Origin of the sequence: Pseudomonas sp. IT-P258, assembly GCF_949767825.1 — a bacterium.
In the GTDB taxonomy this organism is placed as follows: domain Bacteria; phylum Pseudomonadota; class Gammaproteobacteria; order Pseudomonadales; family Pseudomonadaceae; genus Aquipseudomonas; species Aquipseudomonas monachiensis.
Genome location: NZ_CATKPU010000109.1, coordinates 214,304 through 234,615, shown reverse-complemented (window position 1 = coordinate 234,615; position 20,312 = coordinate 214,304). Strand labels below are relative to the sequence as shown.

The following is a 20,312-nucleotide window of genomic DNA, read 5'->3' as shown; positions in this document are numbered from 1 at the left end:
CAATGTGGGTATGGGCGACTCTAACGTACATACCCGCCAAGGGAGTGAACGATGTTGATCTCAGGTAAAACAGGCAAATCGGGCCGACCAGCCAACCCGCTGCTCACGCCACAGCAAGAGCGTGAACGCTTGCGCGAACTGGCTCGCCAGGCAGAACAAGAACTGGCAGGGGTGCAGATGGCGAGCATGGACGAGTTGACGCTGCTGTCCAATCGCCATGGTTTCATCGCTCTGGCCCAACTCGGGCTGGACGTCTGTCGACATCTGGAGACCCCGGCGACGCTGCTGTACTTCAGCCTCGATGAATTCAAGCTCATCTGCTATCTGTATGGCCGGGACAAAGGTGACGACGCACTCAGGACGTTCGCCGATGTCCTGCGGATCGGCTTTCGTGAAAACGATGTGGTCGGCCGACTCGACGGCGACCGGTTCGTGGCGCTGCTGACCGGGTCCAGCGCCGTGGAGATTGCGGCGATCAAGGCACGGCTCGCTGAGATGCTCGATGAGCGCAACGCCACGGCGCATCGCAGTTATGACATTCGGTTCAGCGTTACCCAGGTCGAATATGACCCCATTGTTCATGACTCAATCGAGGAGCTGCTTGAGGAGGCCGAGCGGGTGATGAGCCGTTAGGGCGGTGTTGTATTAGCGGGCCTCTTCGCGAGCAGGCTCGCTCCCACACAGGCCAGTATTGTTCACTCAATCCCTGTGGGAGCGGGCTTGCCCGCGAAGAGGCCCGAACAGGCACCACAACTTTCACTTGGCAAACAACTGCCCAATGTCCTTGAACGCCTTGAACTCCAGCGCATTCCCGCAAGGATCAAACAGAAACATCGTCGCCTGTTCGCCCACCAGCCCCTGAAAACGAATCCCCGGTTCGATCACGAAGCGCGTCCCCAGTGACTTCAACCGCTCGGCCAGCACCTCCCACTCGGCCATCCCGAGCACCACGCCAAAATGCGGCACCGGTATATCGTGACCATCCACGGCATTGGTGTGCGCGGCTTCTTGCGCGGGGTTTTTCGGTGCCAGGTGAATCACCAGTTGATGGCCGAAAAAATTGAAATCCACCCAATGCTCGCTTGAACGACCTTCTTCCAGGCCAAACACTGAACCATAGAATTGTCGGGCGGCCGCCAAGTCGTAGACCGGGATGGCCAAGTGAAAAGGGGACAGTTGCATCAGGCTTACCTCGGTGTGGCTGGGAATGTGTCGAGTTTAGTCCTGTGATTCTTGATTGAAAGACGATAATTTTTGCATCGAGCTCAAATTATTTCGATCAATCGAGGTCGCCATGCTGCGAGAACTGAAAACCTTTATCGCCGTGGCGCGTTACGGAACCTTCGCCGCCGCCGGCATGCACATCGGCCTGACACAGTCGGCGGTGAGCGCGCAGATTCGCAACCTGGAACAGGCTCTCGGCATCCGTCTGTTCGACCGCACCGGCCGCCAGGCGCTGCTCAATGCGGCGGGGCAGCGAGCGTTGCCGATGGCCAGGGAAATGCTCGAGACCTTCAGCCGCATGGCCGTCAGTGACGATGTCAGCGAGTACCGTGGCGAACTGAAAATCGGTGCAGTGGCCACCGCCCAGACCGGGCTCCTGCCCCAGGTGATCCGCTGCAACTGCTCGCCGAGCACCCTCATGTGCGCTACGACCGCAATTCATTCGACGGGCGGCTGGTGACGCGGTTTCTGCGGGAGCGGCAGATCGAGGTAAAGGTGGCGCTGGAACTGGATGAACTGGAGGCCATCGTGAAAATGGTCGAGTGTGGCTTGGGGGTTTCCCTGTTGCCGGAGGCCGGGTTGTGGCTTGAGCATGGGGCGAAGGTCAGGGTGATCCGATTGGGCGAGCTGACCTTCTTTCGAGAGATTGTCTTGTTGCAGCGTTACAGCCAGCGTAATCAGCCTATTCAGCGGTTGTTTGCGAACTGCTTGCTCTGAAGGTCAAAAGATCGCAGCCTTCGGCAGCTCCTACAGAGATCTGTGTAGGAGCTGCCGAAGGCTGCGATCTTTTGATTGTGGTGCCCATAAAAAACCCGCCAAAACAGGCGGGTTTTTTATGGGCTGACCGAAGATTACTCTTCGATGCTGCCCATGGCCGTGGTGTTGAAACCACCGTCCACGTACATGATTTCACCGCTGATGCCGGACGCCAGGTCCGAGCACAGGAAGGCGCCGGCGTTGCCGACTTCTTCGATGGTGACGTTGCGGCGCAGTGGGGTTTGCGCTTCGTTGGCGGCCAGCATCTTGCGGAAGTTCTTGATGCCGGAAGCGGCGAGGGTGCGGATCGGACCTGCCGATACGCAGTTGACGCGAGTACCGTCCGGGCCCAGGGAGCCGGCCAGGTAGCGTACGCCAGCTTCCAGGGAAGCCTTGGCCATGCCCATGACGTTGTAGTTCGGCATGGTGCGCTCGGCGCCCAGGTACGACAGGGTCAGCAGGCTGCCGTTGCGGCCTTTCATCATTTCGCGGCCGGCCTTGGCCAGGGCCACGAAGCTGTAGGCGCTGATGTCGTGAGCGATGCGGAAACCTTCGCGGGTGGTGGCTTCGGTGAAGTCGCCGTCCAGTTGGTCGCCCGGGGCGAAGCCGACGGAGTGCACGATGCAGTCCAGGCCGTCCCACTTCTTGCTCAGTGCTTCGAAGACCTTGGCGATTTCTTCATCGCTGGCCACGTCGCACGGGAAGCACAGCTCAGGGTTCGAACCCCAGCCTTGTGCGAACTCTTCGACACGACCCTTGAGTTTGTCGTTCTGATAAGTGAAGGCAAGCTCAGCGCCCTCGCGATGCATGGCGGCAGCGATGCCGGATGCGATGGACAGCTTGCTGGCGACACCGACGATCAGTACGCGCTTACCGGCGAGAAAACCCATGTGTTGCTCCTCTTTCAGGTTATTGCGCAGTGGCCGGAGCCAAAAAAGCGGCTTCCAGCAACTGCTGTGTATACGGATGTTGGGGGGCGGCAAAAATGCTTTGCGCGTCTCCCTGTTCGACCACTTGGCCATGCTTGACCACCATCAACTGGTGGCTCAGCGCTTTCACCACAGCCAGGTCATGGCTGATAAACAGATACGTCAGGTTGTACTTGCTTTGCAGTGAACGCAAAAGCTCCACTACCTGGCGTTGTACCGTGCGGTCGAGGGCCGAAGTCGGCTCGTCCAGCAAAATCAACGCCGGTTTTAACACCAATGCCCGGGCAATGGCGATTCTCTGCCGTTGCCCGCCGGAAAATTCGTGGGGGTAGCGGTGCCGGGTTTCCGGATCCAGACCTACCTCCTTGAGTGCCGCAATAATCGCTTGTTCCTGTTGCGCCTCGGTGCCCATCTTGTGGATCCGCAGGCCCTCGCCAACGATCTGGCTCACGCACATCCGCGGGCTCAGGCTGCCGAACGGGTCCTGAAACACCACTTGCATCTCCCGCCGCAGCGGCCGTACCTGTTGCTGCGTCAGGCAGTCTAGCGGCTGGCCTTCAAAGCGGATGGCGCCTTTGCTGGCGATCAACCGCAAAATCGCCAGGCCCAGGGTCGATTTGCCGGAACCGCTTTCTCCCACGATCCCCAGGGTCTGGCCCTGGGGCAGGCTGAAATTGATGCCGTCGACCGCCTTGACGTAATCCACCGTGCGCTTGAACAGGCCTTTCTTGATCGGAAACCAGACTTTCAGGTCTTCGACCGCCAGCAAGGGCGGGCCGATCACGTTGCTTGCAGGCTTGCCGTCGGGCTCCGCTGCCAGCAGTTCCCGAGTGTACGGATGCTGCGGCGCGCGGAACAGTTCTTCGCACGATGCCTGTTCGACGATGCAACCTTGCTGCATGACACATACGCGATGCGCAATTCTTCGCACAAGGTTCAAATCATGGCTGATCAGTAGCAGCGCCATGCCCAAACGGGCCTGCAATTGCTTGAGCAATTCGAGGATTTTCAGCTGGACGGTCACGTCCAGCGCGGTGGTCGGCTCGTCGGCAATCAGCAGTTCCGGCTCGTTGGCCAGGGCCATGGCGATCATCACCCGTTGGCGCTGGCCGCCGGACAATTCGTGGGGCAGGGCCTTGAGGCGCTTGTGCGGCTCGGGGATGCCGACCATCTCCAGCAGTTCCAGGGTGCGCTTGGTCGCGACCTTGCCGGTCAGGCCCTTGTGGATGCCCAGCACCTCGTTGATCTGCTTCTCGATCGAGTGCAGCGGGTTGAGCGAGGTCATCGGCTCCTGGAAGATCATCGCAATCCGGTTGCCGCGAATGTGGCGGATGGTTTTTTCTTTCAGGTCCAGCAGGTTCTGCCCGGAATATTCGATGGTGCCGGACGGATGCCGGGCGAGCGGGTAGGGCAGCAGGCGCAGGATCGAGTGTGCGGTGACCGACTTGCCGGAACCGCTCTCGCCGACCAGGGCCAGGGTTTCGCCGCGCTTGATGTCGAAGCTGACGCCTTCTACCGCCCGTTGGCAGCGATTGCCGACGACGAATTCGACGGACAGGTCGCGCACTTCGATCAGATTGTCCTGATTCATTTCACTTCCTCGGGTCGAAGGCATCGCGAGCGGACTCGCCGATGAACACCAGCAGACTCAACATCAAGGCCAGCACAGCAAAGGCGCTGATACCCAGCCACGGCGCCTGCAGGTTGGATTTGCCCTGGGCCACCAGTTCACCCAAAGACGGGCTGCCCGCCGGCAAACCGAAGCCAAGGAAGTCCAGGGCGGTCAGTGTACCGATGGCGCCGGTGAGGATGAACGGCATGAAGGTCATGGTCGAGACCATCGCGTTGGGCAAAATGTGGCGGAACATGATCGCGCCGTTTTGCATGCCCAGGGCGCGGGCGGCGCGCACGTATTCCAGGTTGCGCCCGCGCAGGAACTCGGCGCGCACCACGTCCACCAGGCTCATCCACGAGAACAGCAGCATGATCCCCAGCAACCACCAGAAGTTGGGCTGCACGAAACTGGCAAGGATGATCAGCAGGTACAGCACCGGTAGTCCGGACCAGATCTCCAGGAAGCGCTGTCCGGCCAGGTCCACCCAGCCCCCGTAGAAGCCCTGCAAGGCGCCGGCGATCACGCCGATGATCGAGCTGAACACGGTCAGGGTCAGGGCGAACAGCACCGAAATGCGGAAGCCGTAGATCACCCGGGCCAACACGTCGCGGCCCTGATCGTCGGTGCCCAGCAGATTGTCCGCCGAGGGCGGGGCCGGGGCCGGGACTTTCAGGTCGTAGTTGATGCTCTGGTAGCTGTAGGGGATCGGCGCCCACAGCACCCAGGCGTCCTTGGCCTTGAGCAGTTCGCGGATGTACGGGCTCTTGTAATTGGCCTCCAGCGGAAATTCGCCGCCGAAGGTGGTTTCCGGGTAGCGCTTGAGCGCCGGGAAGTACCAGTTGTTGTCGTAGTGCACCACCAGCGGCTTGTCGTTGGCGATCAACTCGGCGCCCAGGCTGGCGCCGAACAGGACCAGGAACAGCCACAGCGACCACCAGCCACGCTTGTTGGCCTTGAACAGTTCGAAGCGTCGGCGATTGAGAGGGGACAGGTTCATCTCAATGCTCCCGGCTTTCGAAGTCGATGCGCGGATCGACAAAGGTGTAGGTGAGGTCGCCGATCAGTTTTACCACCAGCCCGAGCAGGGTGAAGATGAACAGCGTGCCGAACACCACCGGGTAATCGCGGTTGATCGCTGCCTCGAAACTCATCAGGCCGAGGCCGTCGAGGGAGAAGATCACCTCCACCAGCAACGAGCCGGTGAAAAATATGCCGATGAAGGCCGAGGGAAATCCGGCGATCACCAGCAGCATGGCATTGCGGAACACGTGGCCGTACAGCACGCGGTGGTTGGTCAGGCCTTTGGCCCGGGCGGTAATCACGTACTGCTTGTTGATTTCGTCGAGGAAGCTGTTCTTGGTCAGCAGGGTCATGGTCGCGAAGTTGCCGATCACCAGCGCGGTCACCGGCAGCGCCAGGTGCCAGAAGTAATCGAGGATCTTGCCGCCCATGCTCAGTTCATCGAAGTTGTTCGAGGTCAGCCCGCGCAAGGGGAACCAGTCCAGATAACTGCCACCGGCGAATACCACGATCAAAAGGATGGCGAACAGGAACGCCGGGATCGCGTAGCCGACGATGATCGCCGAACTGGTCCAGACGTCGAAGTGGCTGCCGTGTCGCGTGGCCTTGGCGATCCCCAGCGGGATCGACACCAGGTACATGATCAGCGTGCTCCACAGCCCGAGAGAGATCGACACCGGCATCTTTTCCTTGATCAGGTCGATGACCTTGGCGTCGCGGAAGAAGCTGTCGCCGAAATCCAGGGACGCATAGTTCTTGACCATGATCCACAAGCGTTCCGGCGCCGATTTGTCGAAGCCGTACATGTGCTCGATTTCCTTGATCAGCGCCGGGTCCAGGCCTTGGGCGCCGCGATAGGCCGAGCCTGCCACCGAGACTTCGGCACCCCCGCCGGCGATGCGGCTGGTGGCGCCTTCGAAGCCTTCGAGCTTGGCGATCATCTGCTCCACCGGCCCGCCCGGGGCGGCCTGGATGATCACGAAGTTGATCAGCAAAATGCCGAACAGGGTCGGAATGATCAGCAACAGTCGCCGAAAAATGTACGCCAGCATCTGATTACTCCGTGCCCGCAGGATCGGCCTGCAGTGTGGTTTCGACTTCTATTGCCGGCTTGATATCGGGCTTGACCCACCAGGTGGCCGTGCCGATGTCGTACTTGGGCGAGACCTTGGGATGGCCGATGTGGTTCCAGTACGCCACGCGCCAGGTCTTGATGTGCCAGTTGGGTATTACGTAATAGCCCCATTGCAGCACCCGGTCCAGCGCACGGGCGTGGGCCACCAGGCTGTTGCGCGAATCGGCGTTGATCAGTTGCTCGACCAGTTGATCGACCACCGGATCCTTCAGGCCCATGGAGTTGCGGCTGCCGGGCTTGTCGGCGGCGTCCGACATCCAGAATTCCCGCTGTTCGTTACCCGGCGAATTGGACTGCGGGAAGCTGCCGACGATCATGTCGAAGTCCCGGGAACGCACGCGGTTGATGTACTGCGAGACGTCGACCCGGCGGATCACCAGGTCGATGCCCAGGTCGCTCAGGTTACGCTTGAACGGCAGCAGCACCCGTTCGAATTCGGTCTGGGCCAACAGGAACTCGATGACCACGGGCTTGCCGGTGGCGTCGACCATCTTGTCATCGACGATGCGCCAGCCGGCCTCCTGCAACAGTTGATAGGCTTGCCGTTGCTGGGCGCGGATCATACCGCTGCCGTCGGTGGTCGGGTTCTGGAACGCTTCGTTGAACACTTGCGGCGCCAGCTTGGCGCGCAACGGTTCGAGGATCGCCAGTTGATCGGCGTCAGGCAGTCCGGTGGCGGCCATTTCCGAGTTCTCGAAGTAACTGCGGGTGCGCGCGTAGGCACCGTTGAACAGTTGCTTGTTGGTCCATTCGAAATCCAGCAACAGTGACAGGGCCTGGCGCACACGCACATCCTGGAACACCGGGCGGCGCATGTTGAACACGAAGCCTTGCATGCCGGTGGGATTGCCGTTGGGAATCTGTTCCTTGACCAGTCGTCCTTCAGTGACCGCCGCAACGTTGTAGGCATTGGCCCAGTTCTTCGCGGTCATTTCCAGCCAGTAGTCGAACTGTCCGGCCTTGAGTGCTTCCAGGGCCACGGTGTTGTCGCGGTAGTAATCGGTGGTCATCACGTCGAAGTTGTAGAAGCCCCGATTGACCGGCAGGTCCTTGCCCCAGTAGTCCTTGACCCGTTCGTAACGCACCGAGCGTCCGGCCTTCACTTCGCTGACCTTGTACGGGCCGCTGCCCAGCGGAATTTCCAGATTGCCCTTGTTGAAGTCGCGGTCGGCCCACCAGTGCTTGGGCAGCACCGGCAACTGGCCGAGGATCAGCGGCAGCTCGCGGTTGTTGGTGTGCTTGAACTTGAACAGTACGGTCAGCGGGTCTTCGGCGACCACTTCGGCCACGTCGTTGTAGTAGCCGCGGTACATCGGCGCGCCGTCCTTGGTCAGCATCTGGAAGCTGAACACCACGTCTTCGGCGCGAATCGGATGGCCGTCATGGAAGCGTGCCTCCGGGCGCAGGTAGAAGCGCACCCAGGCGTTGTCCGGAGCTTTCTCGATCAGGCGGGCGATCAAGCCGTACTCGGTAAACGGCTCGTCCAGGCCTTGTTTGGCCAGGGTGTCGTAGATGTTGCCGATATCGTCCGCGGGCACGCCTTTGCTGATGAAAGGGTTGAGACTGTCGAAGCCACCGAAACCGGCTTGACGGAAAATCCCGCCCTTGGGCGCGTCCGGATTCACGTAGTCGAAGTGTTTGAAATCGGCCGGGTATTTCGGCGGCTCGTTGTACAGGGTCACGGCATGTTGCGGGGCGGCGCAGGCCAGCCCGGCGAACAGCAGGCCGCTGGCCTGCAGGAGCAGGGCACGGATGGGTCTCATTGATCTTTCTCCGAAGATTTCAGCCACCACGCGTTCAGACCCAGGGTGTAGGGCGGCGTGGTGACGAAGGCGAGCCGATTGCGGTACGCCAGACGGTGATAATTGAGGTACCAGTTGGGAACGATGTAGTGCTGCCACAGCAGCACGCGGTCGAGGGCCTTGCCGGCGGCGACTTGCTCATCGCGGGTCCGGGCGGCCAGCAACTGCTCGAGCAAGTGGTCGACCACCGGGTTGGATATGCCGGCGAAGTTCTTGCTGCCCTTGACCCCGGCCTGGCTGGAGTGAAAGTACTGCCATTGTTCCAGGCCGGGGCTGAGCGTCTGGTTGAGGGTCATCAGAATCATGTCGAAATCGAACTGGTCGAGGCGCTGCTTGTATTGCGCACGGTCGACTGTGCGCAGCCGCGCATCGATACCGATACTGGCCAGGGTCTCGACGTAAGGCTGGAGGATGCGTTCCAGGTTCGGGTTGACCAGCAGCAGCTCCAGTCGCAACGGCTGTCCTGCGGCGTTTTGCAGATGCTGGCCATTGAGCTTCCAGCCGGCTTCGGCGAGCAAACCGAGGGCCTTGCGCAAGGTCTCCCGGGGGATGCTGCGGCCGTCGGTCTGCGGCAGGCTGAACGGTTCGGTAAAGAGCCTGGCCGGCAGTTGCTCGCGATAGGGCTTGAGTAACAGCCATTCATGCCCGACCGGCAAACCGCTGGCCGAGAACTCGCTATTGGGGTAGTAGCTCATGGCGCGTTGGTAGGCGCCGCCGAACAGCGTGCGGTTGGTCCACTCAAAGTTGAACATCAGCCCCAGGGCTTCGCGGACCTTGGCGTCCGAGAAAGCCGGACGGCGACTGTTCATGAACAAGCCTTGGGTCTGGGTCGGGATCTGATGGGGAATCTGTGCCTTGATCACCTCGCCGCGGCGTATGGCGGGGAAGTTGTAGCCGCTGCCCCAGTTCTTCGCCTGATGCTCGATATAGATATCGAATTCACCGGCCTTGAATGCCTCGAACGCGACGTCGCTGTCGCGGTAGAACTCGACCTCCATGCGGTCGAAGTTGTACTTGCCGCGATTGACCGGCAGGTCCTTGCCCCAGTAATCCTTCACCCGTTCAAAGGCGATCTGCCGCCCTGGCGTGACCGAGGTGATGCGATACGGCCCGCTGCCCAGCGGCGGCTCGAAGGTGGTGGCCTTGAAATCGCGGCCTTTCCAGTAATGCTGCGCCAGCACCGGCATTTCACCCAGGCGCAGGATCAGCAGCGGATTGCCGGCACGCTTGAACACGAAACGGATGCGCCGGGGGGTGAGGATGTCGACCCGCGACACTTCCTGAAGGCTGGTGCGGTACAGCGGATGGCCCTCCTTGAGCAGCACGCGATAGGAGAACGCGACGTCGTAGGCGGTGATCGGCGTGCCATCATGGAAGCGTGCTTCGGGACGCAGGTTGAACACCACCCAACTGCGGTTCTCGTTGTACTCCACCGACTGGGCGATCAGGCCATAGCTGGACGCGGGCTCGTCGCCCGACGGCGCGTATTGCCCGGTGCCGACCATCAGCGGCTCGTTGAGTTCGTTGATGCCGTATTGCAGGAAACTCGGTGTGGTGACCGGGCTGGTGCCCTTGAAGGTGTAGGGGTTGAGTGTATCGAAGGTGCCGAACGCCATGACCCGCAACGTACCGCCCTTGGGCGCTTGCGGGTTGACCCAGTCGAAGTGGGTAAATCGGGCCGGGTACTTGAGCGTGCCGAACTGCGCATAACCATGGCTTTCGCTGATCGTCGCGCTTGCGGTGGAGCTCAAGGCCAGGCTGATCAGGAAGAGGAGGGGACGCTTCAAATAGGGGATCCGATCCAGGCGGCTTGGGCTTTGTGGACCGTACAGTAACAGCTTGTATGGACAGGAAAAAGACGGGGGCTTAATGCGCAGTATTGGCCAAGCAACAATCCCCACAGGTTTTTGTGCTGCCCACAAAACTGTGAAGGTATGAAAAAGCCCCTGGATTGAGGGGCTGTTTTTTTAATGCGGATTGGCCACCGTCAACATCTGACCAGGCTTGAGCGCCTGGCCGACACGCGGGTTCCAGCGCTTGAGGTGCTGCATCTCAACGTTGAAGCGCTTGGCCACGATGTACAACGAGTCGCCTTGCTGGACCTTGTACTTGGTCTGCTGCTTCTTGGTATTGGCTGCAACCACGGTGTTGACGCGCCCGGAGTTGCGCTTGCTGGTGTCCTGCATGACCAGGGTCTGGCCGGGCTTGAGGTTCTTGCCGGTCAGTTTGTTCCAGCGTTGCAGGTCCTTCACGTCGACGTTGTTGGCCTTGGCGATGGAGCCCAGGTTGTCACCCCGCTTGACCCGGTAGGAACGCTTGACGCTGGCGACCTGGGGAGCGTCGGCGCCTTCGAAGACCGGCTTGAGCGATTTCTTGCTGATCAGTTCTTCAGGGCGCATGGTCTGCAGGCTGCTGGTCAGCAGTTGCGCCTTGGAGGTCGGGACCAGCAGGTGTTGCGGGCCGTCGATGGTGGTGCGTTGCTTGAAGGCCGGGTTGAGCTGGAACAGTTCGTCTTCGTCGATGTTGGCAACTTCAGCAACCTTGGACAGGTCCATGCGCTGGTTGATTTCGACGACCTTGAAATAAGGTTCGTTGGCGATCGGATTGAGGTTCACGCCATAGGCATCCGGCGCCATCACCACCTGCGACAGTGCCAGCAACTTGGGCACGTAGGCCTGGGTTTCGGCGGGCAGCGGCAGGTTCCAGTAGTCGGTTGGCAGGCCGAGGCGCTCGTTGCGCTCGATGGCCCGGCTGACGGTGCCTTCGCCGGCGTTGTAGGCCGCCAGGGCAAGCATCCAGTCGCCGTTGAACATGTCGTGCAGGCGGGTCAGGTAATCCAGCGCTGCGGTGGTCGACGCGGTGATATCGCGACGACCATCATAGAAACGGGTTTGACGCAGGTTGAAGTAACGCCCGGTGGATGGGATGAACTGCCAAAGACCCACCGCGTTGGCCCGGGAATAGGCCATCGGGTTGTAGGCACTTTCAATCACTGGCAGCAGGGCCAGTTCCAGCGGCATGTTGCGTTCTTCAAGGCGCTCGACGATGTAGTGAATGTAGAGGCTGCCACGCTCGCCAGCGTTTTCGAGGAAAGATGGATTGCTGGCGAACCACAGGCGCTGTTGCTCGATGCGCGGGTTGACGCCCAGTCCGTCCTGCAGCTGGAAGCCCTGGCGCATGCGCTCCCAGACGTCCTGGGGAATTTGCGGGCTGGGTTTTTCGCTGAGCCAGATCGGCTTCTGCTTGGCGCGCGCGGCGATGTTCTGCGCGTGCGCCGCATCGGTCTGCGGCGCATGGCTGGAACAGCCCGCCAGGGTGGCGGACACAGCCACCGCTATGGCTTGAGCCAAGCGGGTCAATGCGTCTGAACTGATGGCTTTGCGAATAGGTGACGACATTGGCTGGAAGTAAGTTCCGGGCAAAAATGTCGGGCGATTCTAGAAAGCGCACCCTGTGCGGTCAACCTTTCAGAATTGTTGCAATCTCGAGAAGCCCCTTTAGAACCTGTCTTTCCACGCTCGAAGCGCAGCAAAAACCATATCGGGCGCCGAGTTATCGGTGCTGGTCCGTTCGTCCGCTTTTTCTTTAACGGATGTTTCGCCAGAGCGCAAAAACGGGTTTGTGAGCTTTTCCAGTGCCAGTGTCGAGGGCAGCGTCATGATCCCTGATTCCCGTTGGCGGGTGACTTTGGCCAGGCGCTCGGCGGTGTCCGGGTTGTTCGGTTCGACGGCCGCTGCAAACTTCAGGTTGCCGAGGGTGTATTCGTGGGTGCAGTAGACCAGCGTGTCGTCAGGCAAGCCGGCAAGGCGTGTCAGCGAGCTGTACATTTGCTGTGGCGTGCCTTCGAACAAGCGTCCGCAGCCGGCGGCAAACAGTGTGTCGCCGCAGAACAGCAAGCCGTGATGGTAATAGGCGATGTGCCCCAGGGTGTGACCAGGGACCGCGAGGACGTCGAAGTCCCAGCCGAGCACGCTGACCTTGTCGTTGTCCTTGAGTGCAACGTCCCGCGCCGGGATCGTTTCGCTGGCCGGACCAAAGACTTTCGCGTCCGTCGCTTTTTTCAGCTGTTCGACGCCGCCGACGTGGTCATGATGGTGATGAGTGATCAAAATATCACTCAGTACCCAGCCCGGATTGGCCGCGAGCCAGGCTTGCACGGGGGCGGCATCACCCGGGTCGACGACCGCGCAGCGCTTGCTGCCGTGGTCTTGTAACAACCAGATGTAGTTGTCGGTGAAGGCGGGCAGGGCAGTGATCTGTATCATCGTCGGATTCGCCAAGCGGAAAACATTGGCGCATCTTAGAACTTCCTGGCGCGTTGGAGAATGCAATGACTGATAAAGCGTTCGCACAAGCCGATCCTGACTGGCTGGCGTTGATCAGCGCGGCCCGCGAGTGGCTGGCCGGTCCCCTCGGGCAATTTCTGCTGGACGAAGAGCGGCGCATGCTCGAAGACGAGCTCGGGCGGTTCTTTGGTGGCTATCTGGTGCATTACGGTCCCTCGGCCCAGACCCCGCCGTCGGCCCCGCAGGTGCAGCGCAATGTGCGCCTTGGCGCGCCGTTGCCGGGGGTCGAGATCGTTTGTGAGGAACAGGCCTGGCCATTGAGCGAGCATGCCGCCGATGTGGTGGTGCTGCAACATGGCCTGGATTTCTGCCTGTCGCCCCACGGCCTGCTGCGCGAGGCGGCCAGCAGCGTACGCCCTGGCGGGCATTTGCTGATCATTGGCATCAATCCCTGGAGCAGTTGGGGACTGCGGCATGTGTTTGCCCAGGATGCGCTGCGCAAGGCGCGCTGCATTTCGCCGTCACGGGTCGCGGACTGGCTTAACCTGCTGGGCTTCGCACTGGAGAAACGCCGCTTCGGGTGCTATCGTCCGCCGCTTGCGTCGCCGGCGTGGCAGACCCGTCTGGCCGGTTGGGAGCGCAAGGCCGGTGACTGGCAACTGTCGGGCGGCGGCTTCTATTTATTGGTGGCGCGCAAGATCGTGGTGGGCCTGCGACCTGTCCGCCAGGAGCGGCGCGAACCGATGGGCAAGCTGATCCCGTTGCCGATGGCCAAGGTCAACCGGCGCAACATCGAACCGTAATACACACTTTTCATTTGCAGCCGGGCCTGTCCCGGCTTCGGGCGTCGTCGATCAGCGATCGGCGGGCCAGCGCATTTTCCTGGATAGATTGGCATGAGCGATAGCGTAGAACTGTTCACCGACGGCGCCTGCAAAGGCAACCCGGGCCCTGGCGGCTGGGGCGCACTGCTGGTATGCAAGGGCGTCGAAAAGGAACTCTGGGGCGGCGAAGCCAACACCACCAACAACCGCATGGAACTGATGGGCGCGATTCGTGGCCTGGAAGAGCTCAAGCGTCCCTGCGAGGTGCTGCTGGTGACCGACTCCCAGTACGTGATGAAAGGCATCAACGAGTGGATGGACAACTGGAAGAAGCGCGGCTGGAAAACCGCGGCGAAGGAACCGGTGAAAAACGCTGACCTGTGGAAGCTGCTCGACGAGCAGGTCAACCGCCACAAGGTCACCTGGAAATGGGTGCGCGGACACATTGGCCATCACGGTAACGAACGGGCCGACCAGTTGGCCAACCGTGGCGTGGATGAAGTGCGTGGGTACAAGCAGGGCTGATCAACCTCATGTAGGAGCTGCCGAAGGCTCGGGCCGCGATTGGACGATCTTTTGATCTTGATCTTTTTTAGGCCGCAGAAAATCAAAAGCCAGCTCAAAAGATCGCAGCCTGCGGCAGCTCCTACAGGGACCGTGTTAACATCGCCGCTTTTGCACGATTGACCGATTGAGAGCTGAGCACTGATGGCCACCAGATCCGTTGTACTCGACACCGAAACCACCGGCATGCCGGTGACCGACGGCCACCGGATTATCGAAATCGGTTGTGTCGAGTTGATCGGCCGACGCCTGACGGGCCGGCACTTTCACGTGTACCTGCAACCGGATCGCGAAAGTGACGAAGGCGCCATCGGCGTCCACGGCATCACCAACGAATTCCTCGTGGGCAAGCCGCGTTTTGCCGAGGTGGCCGAAGAGTTCTTCGAGTTCATCAAGGGCGCGCAGCTGATCATCCATAACGCGGCGTTCGACGTTGGCTTCATCAACAACGAATTCGCTCTGATGGGCCAGCAGGACCGCGCGGACATCACGCAGCACTGCTCGATCCTCGACACCCTGATGATGGCCCGGGAACGTCACCCGGGGCAGCGCAACAGCCTCGATGCCCTGTGCAAGCGCTATGGCGTCGACAACTCCGGCCGTGAACTGCACGGCGCCTTGCTCGACTCCGAGATTCTCGCCGACGTCTACCTGACCATGACCGGGGGGCAGACCAGTCTGTCCCTGGCCGGCAACGCCTCCGATGGCAATGGCTCCGGTGAAGGGGCGGACAACTCGGCTACCGAGATTCGCCGTTTGCCGGCGAACCGCCAGCCGACGCGCGTCATCCGCGCCAGCGAAGACGACCTGGCCCGCCACGCGGCCCGCCTGGAAGTCATCGGCAAATCCGCGGGTGCCCCGGCGTTGTGGGTGCAACTGGCCGAGGCTGAAGCGCAGGCGTAATCCCACATTTTCAAACGCGCACTCTTTGTGGCGAGGGAGCTTGCTCCCGCTCGGCGGCGAAGCCGACGTGAAACCTGCATGCAAAGTATGTCTGAAAGTACGCCGGGGGCCGCTTCGCGACCCAGCGGGAGCAAGCTCCCTCGCCACAGGGAAGCTCTCCGTTGCCACAGAATGGTGCGTGCGGTGACCGAACATGGGCATCACACTCGCCACATTCTCTGCAACACTCTACCCTGAGGTGATTGGCAGGCTCTGGTCTGCCGCCTCGGGACACTGAGCCTCATGTACAAAGACTTGAAATTCCCGGTGCTGATTGTCCATCGCGACATCAAGGCCGACAGCGTCGCCGGCGACCGCGTGCGGGGGATTGCCCGGGAGCTGGAGCAGGAAGGGTTCAGCGTCGTTTCGGCGGTGGACTACACCGAAGGACGTTTGGTGGCATCGACTTACCATGGCCTGTCCTGCATGTTGATTGCCTCCGAGGACGCCAGTACCCACTCCCATTTGTTACAAAACATGGCCGAACTGATCGGTCTGGCGCGGGTGCGTGCGCCGGATCTGCCGATCTTCGCCTTGGGCGAAAAGGTGACCCTGGAAAACGCGCCCGCCGATGCAATGGCCGAGCTCAATCAGTTGCGCGGCATTCTTTATCTGTTTGAGGACACCGTGCCCTTTCTCGCCCGGCAGGTGGCCCGCGCCGCGCGCAAATACCTCGATGGCTTGCTGCCGCCGTTTTTCAAGGCGCTGGTGCAACACACGGCCGATTCCAATTACTCCTGGCACACCCCCGGTCACGGCGGTGGCGTGGCGTATCACAAAAGTCCGGTCGGGCAGGCGTTTCACCAGTTTTTCGGGGAAAACACCCTGCGCTCGGATCTTTCAGTGTCGGTGCCGGAGCTCGGCTCTTTGCTCGATCACACGGGTCCCCTGGCTGAAGCCGAGGCCCGCGCGGCACGCAATTTTGGCGCCGATCACACCTTTTTCGTGATCAATGGCACCTCCACGGCCAACAAGATTGTCTGGCACTCGGTGGTCGCCCGCGATGACCTGGTGCTGGTGGATCGCAATTGCCACAAGTCGGTGCTGCACTCGATCATCATGACCGGCGCGATCCCGCTGTACCTGTGTCCGGAGCGTAATGAACTGGGGATCATCGGCCCGATTCCCCTGAGTGAGTTCAGTCGCGAATCGATCCAGGCCAAGATCGACGCCAGCCCGCTGACCAAGGGCCGTTCACCGAAGGTCAAGCTCGCGGTGGTGACCAATTCGACCTATGACGGCCTCTGCTACAACGCCGAGCTGATCAGGCAGCAACTGGGCAATAGCGTTGAGGTGTTGCACTTCGACGAGGCCTGGTACGCCTATGCGGCGTTTCATGAGTTCTTTGCCGGGCGCTACGGTATGGGCACCTCCCGTGATGAGGACAGCCCACTGGTGTTCACCACCCATTCGACCCACAAGTTGCTGGCGGCCTTCAGCCAGGCATCGATGATTCACGTGCGCGATGGCGGTGCGCGGCAACTGGACCGGGATCGCTTCAACGAAGCGTTCATGATGCACATCTCGACCTCGCCGCAGTACGGCATCATCGCCTCGCTGGATGTGGCGTCGGCGATGATGGAAGGGCCGGCCGGGCGTTCGCTGTTGCAGGAAATGTTCGACGAAGCCCTGAGTTTTCGCCGGGCGCTGGCCAATTTGCGCCAGCACATTGCCGCGGATGACTGGTGGTTCTCGATCTGGCAACCGCCGACGGCGCAAGGCATCGAGCGGGTCGTCACCGAGGACTGGCTGCTGCAACCCGATGCCGACTGGCACGGCTTTGGCGGCGTGACCGACGATTATGTGCTGCTCGACCCGATCAAGGTCACGCTGGTGATGCCGGGGTTGACCGCCGGTGGCGCCCTCAGCGAGCGCGGGATTCCGGCGGCGGTGGTCAGCAAGTTCCTTTGGGAGCGCGGCCTGGTGGTCGAGAAGACCGGGCTGTATTCGTTCCTGGTGTTGTTCTCCATGGGCATCACCAAGGGCAAGTGGAGTACGCTGCTCACCGAGCTGCTGGAGTTCAAGCGCAGCTACGACGCCAACGTCAGTCTGGCCAACTGCCTGCCCTGCGTGGCGCAAGAGAATGTCGCTCGCTATCAGGGCATGGGGCTGCGTGATCTGTGTGATCAGTTGCATGCCTGTTATCGCAGCAATGCCACCGCCAGGCACCTCAAGCGCATGTACACCGTACTGCCGGAAGTCGCGATGAAGCCGGCGGACGCCTATGATCAATTGGTGCGAGGTGAAGTCGAAGCCGTGTCGATCGATGCGCTGGACGGGCGGATCGCCGCGGTGATGCTGGTGCCGTACCCGCCCGGCATTCCGCTGATCATGCCGGGCGAGCGTTTTACCGAGTCGACCCGCTCGATCATCGATTACCTGGCGTTTGCCCGCACGTTTGATAGCAGTTTTCCGGGGTTCGTCGCTGATGTGCACGGATTGCAACATGAAGATCAGGGCAGTGGACGGTGCTACACCGTCGATTGCATCAAGGAATGAGGACCTTTCCCAGTATGCAACCGGTAATAAATCCGAATTATCCAGGGTTGTCGGTACGGGTTGCCGACGAAGGTTTTGCCGCCTATATCTGGGGCAGTGATTTCAGTTTTGAAGTCGCGGCCTACGGTGCGGCACAAATAGGAGCGCCGGTGGCCCAGTGGCAGGTCACCCCGATCACGCCTTATCGCAAGTGCTACGGCATCGATCCCGAGGAATTCAGCAGCTATCGCGATGCCGCCGATAGCGCGATTTTCATGGCGTATCTGGATGACCAGCCCGTGGGGCACCTGGTGGTCAGTACCAACTGGAACGGCTTTGCCCATATCGACGAACTGGCGGTGCACGCACCGGCCCGGCGACATGGTGTGGCCAAGGCCCTGCTGGATGTGGCGCAATTCTGGAGCCGCAAGAAGAAACTCCCGGGCATCATGCTCGAAACCCAGAACAACAACCTGGGGGCCTGCAGGCTCTATGAGCGCTGCGGTTACGTGATCGGCGGGATCGACCACCTGCGCTATCGCGGCATCGATCCGAACACCGCCGAAGTGGCGCTGTTCTGGTATCGATTGTTCGAAAATCCGCTGGAAAACCCGTTCAGTTCGTCAGCATCGCCGCGGCTTGTTCCGTGACGATGGCCAACAGTGCCTGAACCGCCGGAGAGGGTTCGGCGTTTTTCAGGGTCAGGGCGTAGAGACTGACCGGGATCGCTGGTGCCAGCGGGCAGGCGTCCAGGCCCGAGGCTTTGGCGCCGAGGGCGGTGAAGGGGTCGACGATGGCCAGCCCTTCGCCGGCCTCGACCATACTGCGCATCATCTGATGCGTCTGGACCCGGGTCTGGATCACCGGGGCAGGCCGCAAGCCATGCAGTTTGTTTTCCAGCGCCGGGCTCAACGGGTCGTGCCCCTCCAGGCCAATCATCGATTGACCGGCCAGATCCTGCAGTGAAATGTATTTCTGTTTCGGTTGCAGCCAGCCATGGGGGGCGAGCAGCTGGAGTTTGCCTTGGGCAATCACCTGGCAATCGAGGTCGGCGTGATCGGGGTCATGCAGGCTCAGGCCCAGATCGCTTTCACGCAGCAGCAGGCTTCTGACGATGTCGCGGGTGGGCTGGCTCAGCAGAGTGCAAGGCGCGTCGGGCAGGCGTCGGCGCAGGGCTGCGATACTGTGTGGCAGCAATTGGTTGGCCAGGGGCGGGGTGCAGATGATGCGCAGCGGCGGCGCCAGGTATTGCCTGAGGCTGTTGGCCAGGCGCTGCACCGGTTCGAGCGCGTCGTAGACCCGGACAATTTCCACCTGCAGTTCCCGTGCTTCGCGGGTGGCCTGCAATCGCCCGCGCACGCTGGCGAACAGCATGAAACCCAACTGATCCTCGGCGTCGCGCAGCAAGCGCTCGACTTCGGCCACTGGCAACTGCAGCCATTCGGCGGCGGTGCCCAGGTGACCGGTCTGCAAGAGCGCCTGGATCACTTCGATATGGCGTAAGCGCATGCGTGAAGTCCATGTTCAGCAGGTGGAGGAGTCAGTGGCTGAATCCTACCCCAAGTCCGCGCATATGACTTCTGCTCATAACGACGGGTTATGAAACGCTGACGGTTTGTGGTTCGCGGGTAATGGTCACGCCGGTTTGCACCAGCATGAATTCATTGTCGTCGACCTTGTTGACACGGTCGCCAATGGCCAGCTTGTAGGTGGTGACAGGGCCTGAACCGTCTACCGCCGGGGTGGAGTCCTGGAACTCGTGCACCGAATAAATACGGCCTTGCGCGTCTCTTGCATGGAACTGACCGACGAGTACTGCTGCCATCTGCTTAGAACCTCTGGAGATAAATCACTCAATTTGCGGGACTGTAGACCGTGCTTGGGCGAGGTAAGTTTTCCTACGGGAAAAAAATAGTCAGGGACGGTGTTTTCGCTCGCCCGCTGCTTGAATCGTCATCTATAACTACAAGCTCTTCCTATCGGACAGTCGAGAAACTCTTATGAGCAACGTCTATACGATCGCCGTCGTGGTCGGCAGCTTGAGAAAGGAATCGATCAACCGCAAGGTCGCACGGGCCCTGATAGAGCTGGCGCCGGCCAACCTCAAGCTCAACATCGTCGAAATTGGCGATCTGCCGCTCTATAACGAAGACATCGATGGCGCTTCACCGCCGGCAGCCTACAGCACTTTCCGACAACAGGTGAGCTCATCCGACGCGGTGTTGTTCGTGACCCCGGAATACAACCGTTCGGTACCGGCGCCGTTGAAAAATGCGATTGACGTCGGTTCTCGCCCTTATGGCAAGAGTTCGTGGAGTGGCAAGCCCGGCGCCGTTATCAGTGTTTCGCCGGGGGCCGTCGGCGGGTTTGGTGCCAATCACAACCTGCGTCAATCCATGGTGTTTCTGAATGTGCCGATGATGCAGCAGCCGGAAGCCTATCTGGGTGGCGCCGGTTCGGCGTTCGATGAGGCGGGCAAGTTGTCCGAATCAGTCAAGCCGTTCTTGCAAAGTTTCATCAATGCCTATGGGCAATGGGTCGAGCAGCACAAGAAAGTCTGATGGTCATTGGCCGGCGCTTTGTCCTGCGAAGCGCCGGGTGGTTATCTCTTTAGGTCGGGTTGGGCCCTTCGCGAGCAAGCCCGCTCCCACAGGGATCTTCGGTGGATACAAGACTTGTGTTCGACTGGGGCCCAAATGTGGGAGCGGGCTTGCTCGCGAAGAGGCCGGATCAGGCA

At 60.8% G+C, this 20,312-nt stretch carries 18 protein-coding genes and 1 pseudogene; 8 read left to right on the top strand and 11 right to left on the bottom strand.

Annotated elements, in window-relative coordinates; genetic code table 11:
• Positions 1 to 51 precede the first annotated feature (51 nt).
• On the top strand, positions 52 to 633 hold the full coding sequence (locus ACM6G4_RS28420; protein WP_414915099.1) for a GGDEF domain-containing protein: 582 nt from the start codon (positions 52 to 54) through the stop codon (positions 631 to 633).
• A 123-nt stretch (positions 634 to 756) separates the two neighbouring features.
• Here the strand turns inward: ACM6G4_RS28420 and ACM6G4_RS28415 are convergent, their stop codons facing one another.
• Positions 757 to 1,182, bottom strand: coding sequence for a VOC family protein (locus ACM6G4_RS28415; RefSeq protein WP_414915098.1), 426 nt, complete (start codon positions 1,180 to 1,182; stop codon positions 757 to 759).
• A gap of 112 nt (positions 1,183 to 1,294) precedes the next feature.
• On the opposite strand from ACM6G4_RS28415, the pseudogene ACM6G4_RS28410 reads away from it, so the two are divergent.
• Positions 1,295 to 1,941, top strand: a pseudogene (locus tag ACM6G4_RS28410) (LysR family transcriptional regulator).
• A 134-nt stretch (positions 1,942 to 2,075) separates the two neighbouring features.
• On the opposite strand, the gene fabI reads toward ACM6G4_RS28410, so the two are convergent.
• The 8 genes from fabI to gloB all read right to left on the bottom strand — a co-directional run bounded on the left by fabI (position 2,076) and on the right by gloB (position 12,746).
• Complete coding sequence (fabI, locus tag ACM6G4_RS28405; RefSeq protein ID WP_056727657.1) at positions 2,076 to 2,870, bottom strand: enoyl-ACP reductase FabI; 795 nt, start codon at positions 2,868 to 2,870, stop codon at positions 2,076 to 2,078.
• Positions 2,871 to 2,889: 19 nt separating this feature from the next.
• Positions 2,890 to 4,500: an ABC transporter ATP-binding protein gene (locus tag ACM6G4_RS28400; RefSeq protein WP_056727655.1), complete on the bottom strand. Its 1,611-nt coding sequence runs from the start codon at positions 4,498 to 4,500 to the stop codon at positions 2,890 to 2,892.
• Between the two features lies 1 nt (position 4,501).
• A complete protein-coding gene (locus tag ACM6G4_RS28395; protein WP_056727653.1) occupies positions 4,502 to 5,521 on the bottom strand; it encodes an ABC transporter permease in 1,020 nt (339 codons plus the stop codon).
• Between the two features lies 1 nt (position 5,522).
• The gene (locus ACM6G4_RS28390) at positions 5,523 to 6,596 is read right to left on the bottom strand and encodes a microcin C ABC transporter permease YejB (protein WP_007979116.1); all 1,074 of its coding nucleotides are present in this window, start codon (positions 6,594 to 6,596) and stop codon (positions 5,523 to 5,525) included.
• A gap of 4 nt (positions 6,597 to 6,600) precedes the next feature.
• Positions 6,601 to 8,442 carry an extracellular solute-binding protein gene (locus tag ACM6G4_RS28385; RefSeq protein WP_056727651.1) on the bottom strand — a complete coding sequence of 614 codons (1,842 nt, stop codon included), beginning with the start codon at positions 8,440 to 8,442 and terminating at the stop codon, positions 6,601 to 6,603.
• Entirely contained in the window at positions 8,439 to 10,268 is a 1,830-nt protein-coding gene (locus tag ACM6G4_RS28380; RefSeq protein WP_414915097.1) for an extracellular solute-binding protein, read from the bottom strand. The genes ACM6G4_RS28385 and ACM6G4_RS28380 overlap by 4 nt, the downstream gene beginning before the upstream one ends.
• A 180-nt stretch (positions 10,269 to 10,448) precedes the next feature.
• Positions 10,449 to 11,879, bottom strand: a complete 1,431-nt coding sequence (locus ACM6G4_RS28375) for a transglycosylase SLT domain-containing protein (RefSeq protein ID WP_056727647.1) — start codon at positions 11,877 to 11,879, stop codon at positions 10,449 to 10,451.
• Between the two features lie 99 nt (positions 11,880 to 11,978).
• A complete protein-coding gene (gloB, locus tag ACM6G4_RS28370) occupies positions 11,979 to 12,746 on the bottom strand; it encodes a hydroxyacylglutathione hydrolase (protein ID WP_414915116.1) in 768 nt (255 codons plus the stop codon).
• A 65-nt stretch (positions 12,747 to 12,811) separates the two neighbouring features.
• On the opposite strand from gloB, the gene ACM6G4_RS28365 reads away from it, so the two are divergent.
• The 5 genes from ACM6G4_RS28365 to ACM6G4_RS28345 all read left to right on the top strand — a co-directional run bounded on the left by ACM6G4_RS28365 (position 12,812) and on the right by ACM6G4_RS28345 (position 18,225).
• Entirely contained in the window at positions 12,812 to 13,570 is a 759-nt protein-coding gene (locus ACM6G4_RS28365; RefSeq protein WP_007988453.1) for a class I SAM-dependent methyltransferase, read from the top strand.
• 93 nt (positions 13,571 to 13,663) lie between these two features.
• A complete protein-coding gene (rnhA, locus tag ACM6G4_RS28360; RefSeq protein ID WP_007979123.1) occupies positions 13,664 to 14,116 on the top strand; it encodes a ribonuclease HI in 453 nt (150 codons plus the stop codon).
• Between the two features lie 183 nt (positions 14,117 to 14,299).
• Positions 14,300 to 15,058, top strand: a complete 759-nt coding sequence (gene dnaQ / locus ACM6G4_RS28355) for a DNA polymerase III subunit epsilon (protein ID WP_414915096.1) — start codon at positions 14,300 to 14,302, stop codon at positions 15,056 to 15,058.
• A gap of 282 nt (positions 15,059 to 15,340) precedes the next feature.
• Complete coding sequence (locus tag ACM6G4_RS28350; RefSeq protein ID WP_056727642.1) at positions 15,341 to 17,596, top strand: Orn/Lys/Arg decarboxylase N-terminal domain-containing protein; 2,256 nt, start codon at positions 15,341 to 15,343, stop codon at positions 17,594 to 17,596.
• A 14-nt stretch (positions 17,597 to 17,610) separates the two neighbouring features.
• On the top strand, positions 17,611 to 18,225 hold the full coding sequence (locus ACM6G4_RS28345) for a GNAT family N-acetyltransferase (RefSeq protein ID WP_056727640.1): 615 nt from the start codon (positions 17,611 to 17,613) through the stop codon (positions 18,223 to 18,225).
• On the opposite strand, the gene ACM6G4_RS28340 is transcribed toward ACM6G4_RS28345, so the two are convergent.
• Positions 18,191 to 19,084: a LysR substrate-binding domain-containing protein gene (locus tag ACM6G4_RS28340; RefSeq protein ID WP_056727637.1), complete on the bottom strand. Its 894-nt coding sequence runs from the start codon at positions 19,082 to 19,084 to the stop codon at positions 18,191 to 18,193. The two genes, ACM6G4_RS28345 and ACM6G4_RS28340, sit on opposite strands and share 35 nt — an antisense overlap.
• 88 nt (positions 19,085 to 19,172) lie before the next feature.
• Entirely contained in the window at positions 19,173 to 19,400 is a 228-nt protein-coding gene (locus ACM6G4_RS28335) for a hypothetical protein (RefSeq protein ID WP_056727634.1), read from the bottom strand.
• A gap of 175 nt (positions 19,401 to 19,575) precedes the next feature.
• Here ACM6G4_RS28335 and ACM6G4_RS28330 point away from each other — a divergent pair, with 175 nt between their 5' ends.
• A complete protein-coding gene (locus ACM6G4_RS28330; RefSeq protein ID WP_056727632.1) occupies positions 19,576 to 20,136 on the top strand; it encodes an NADPH-dependent FMN reductase in 561 nt (186 codons plus the stop codon).
• Positions 20,137 to 20,312 lie beyond the last annotated feature (176 nt).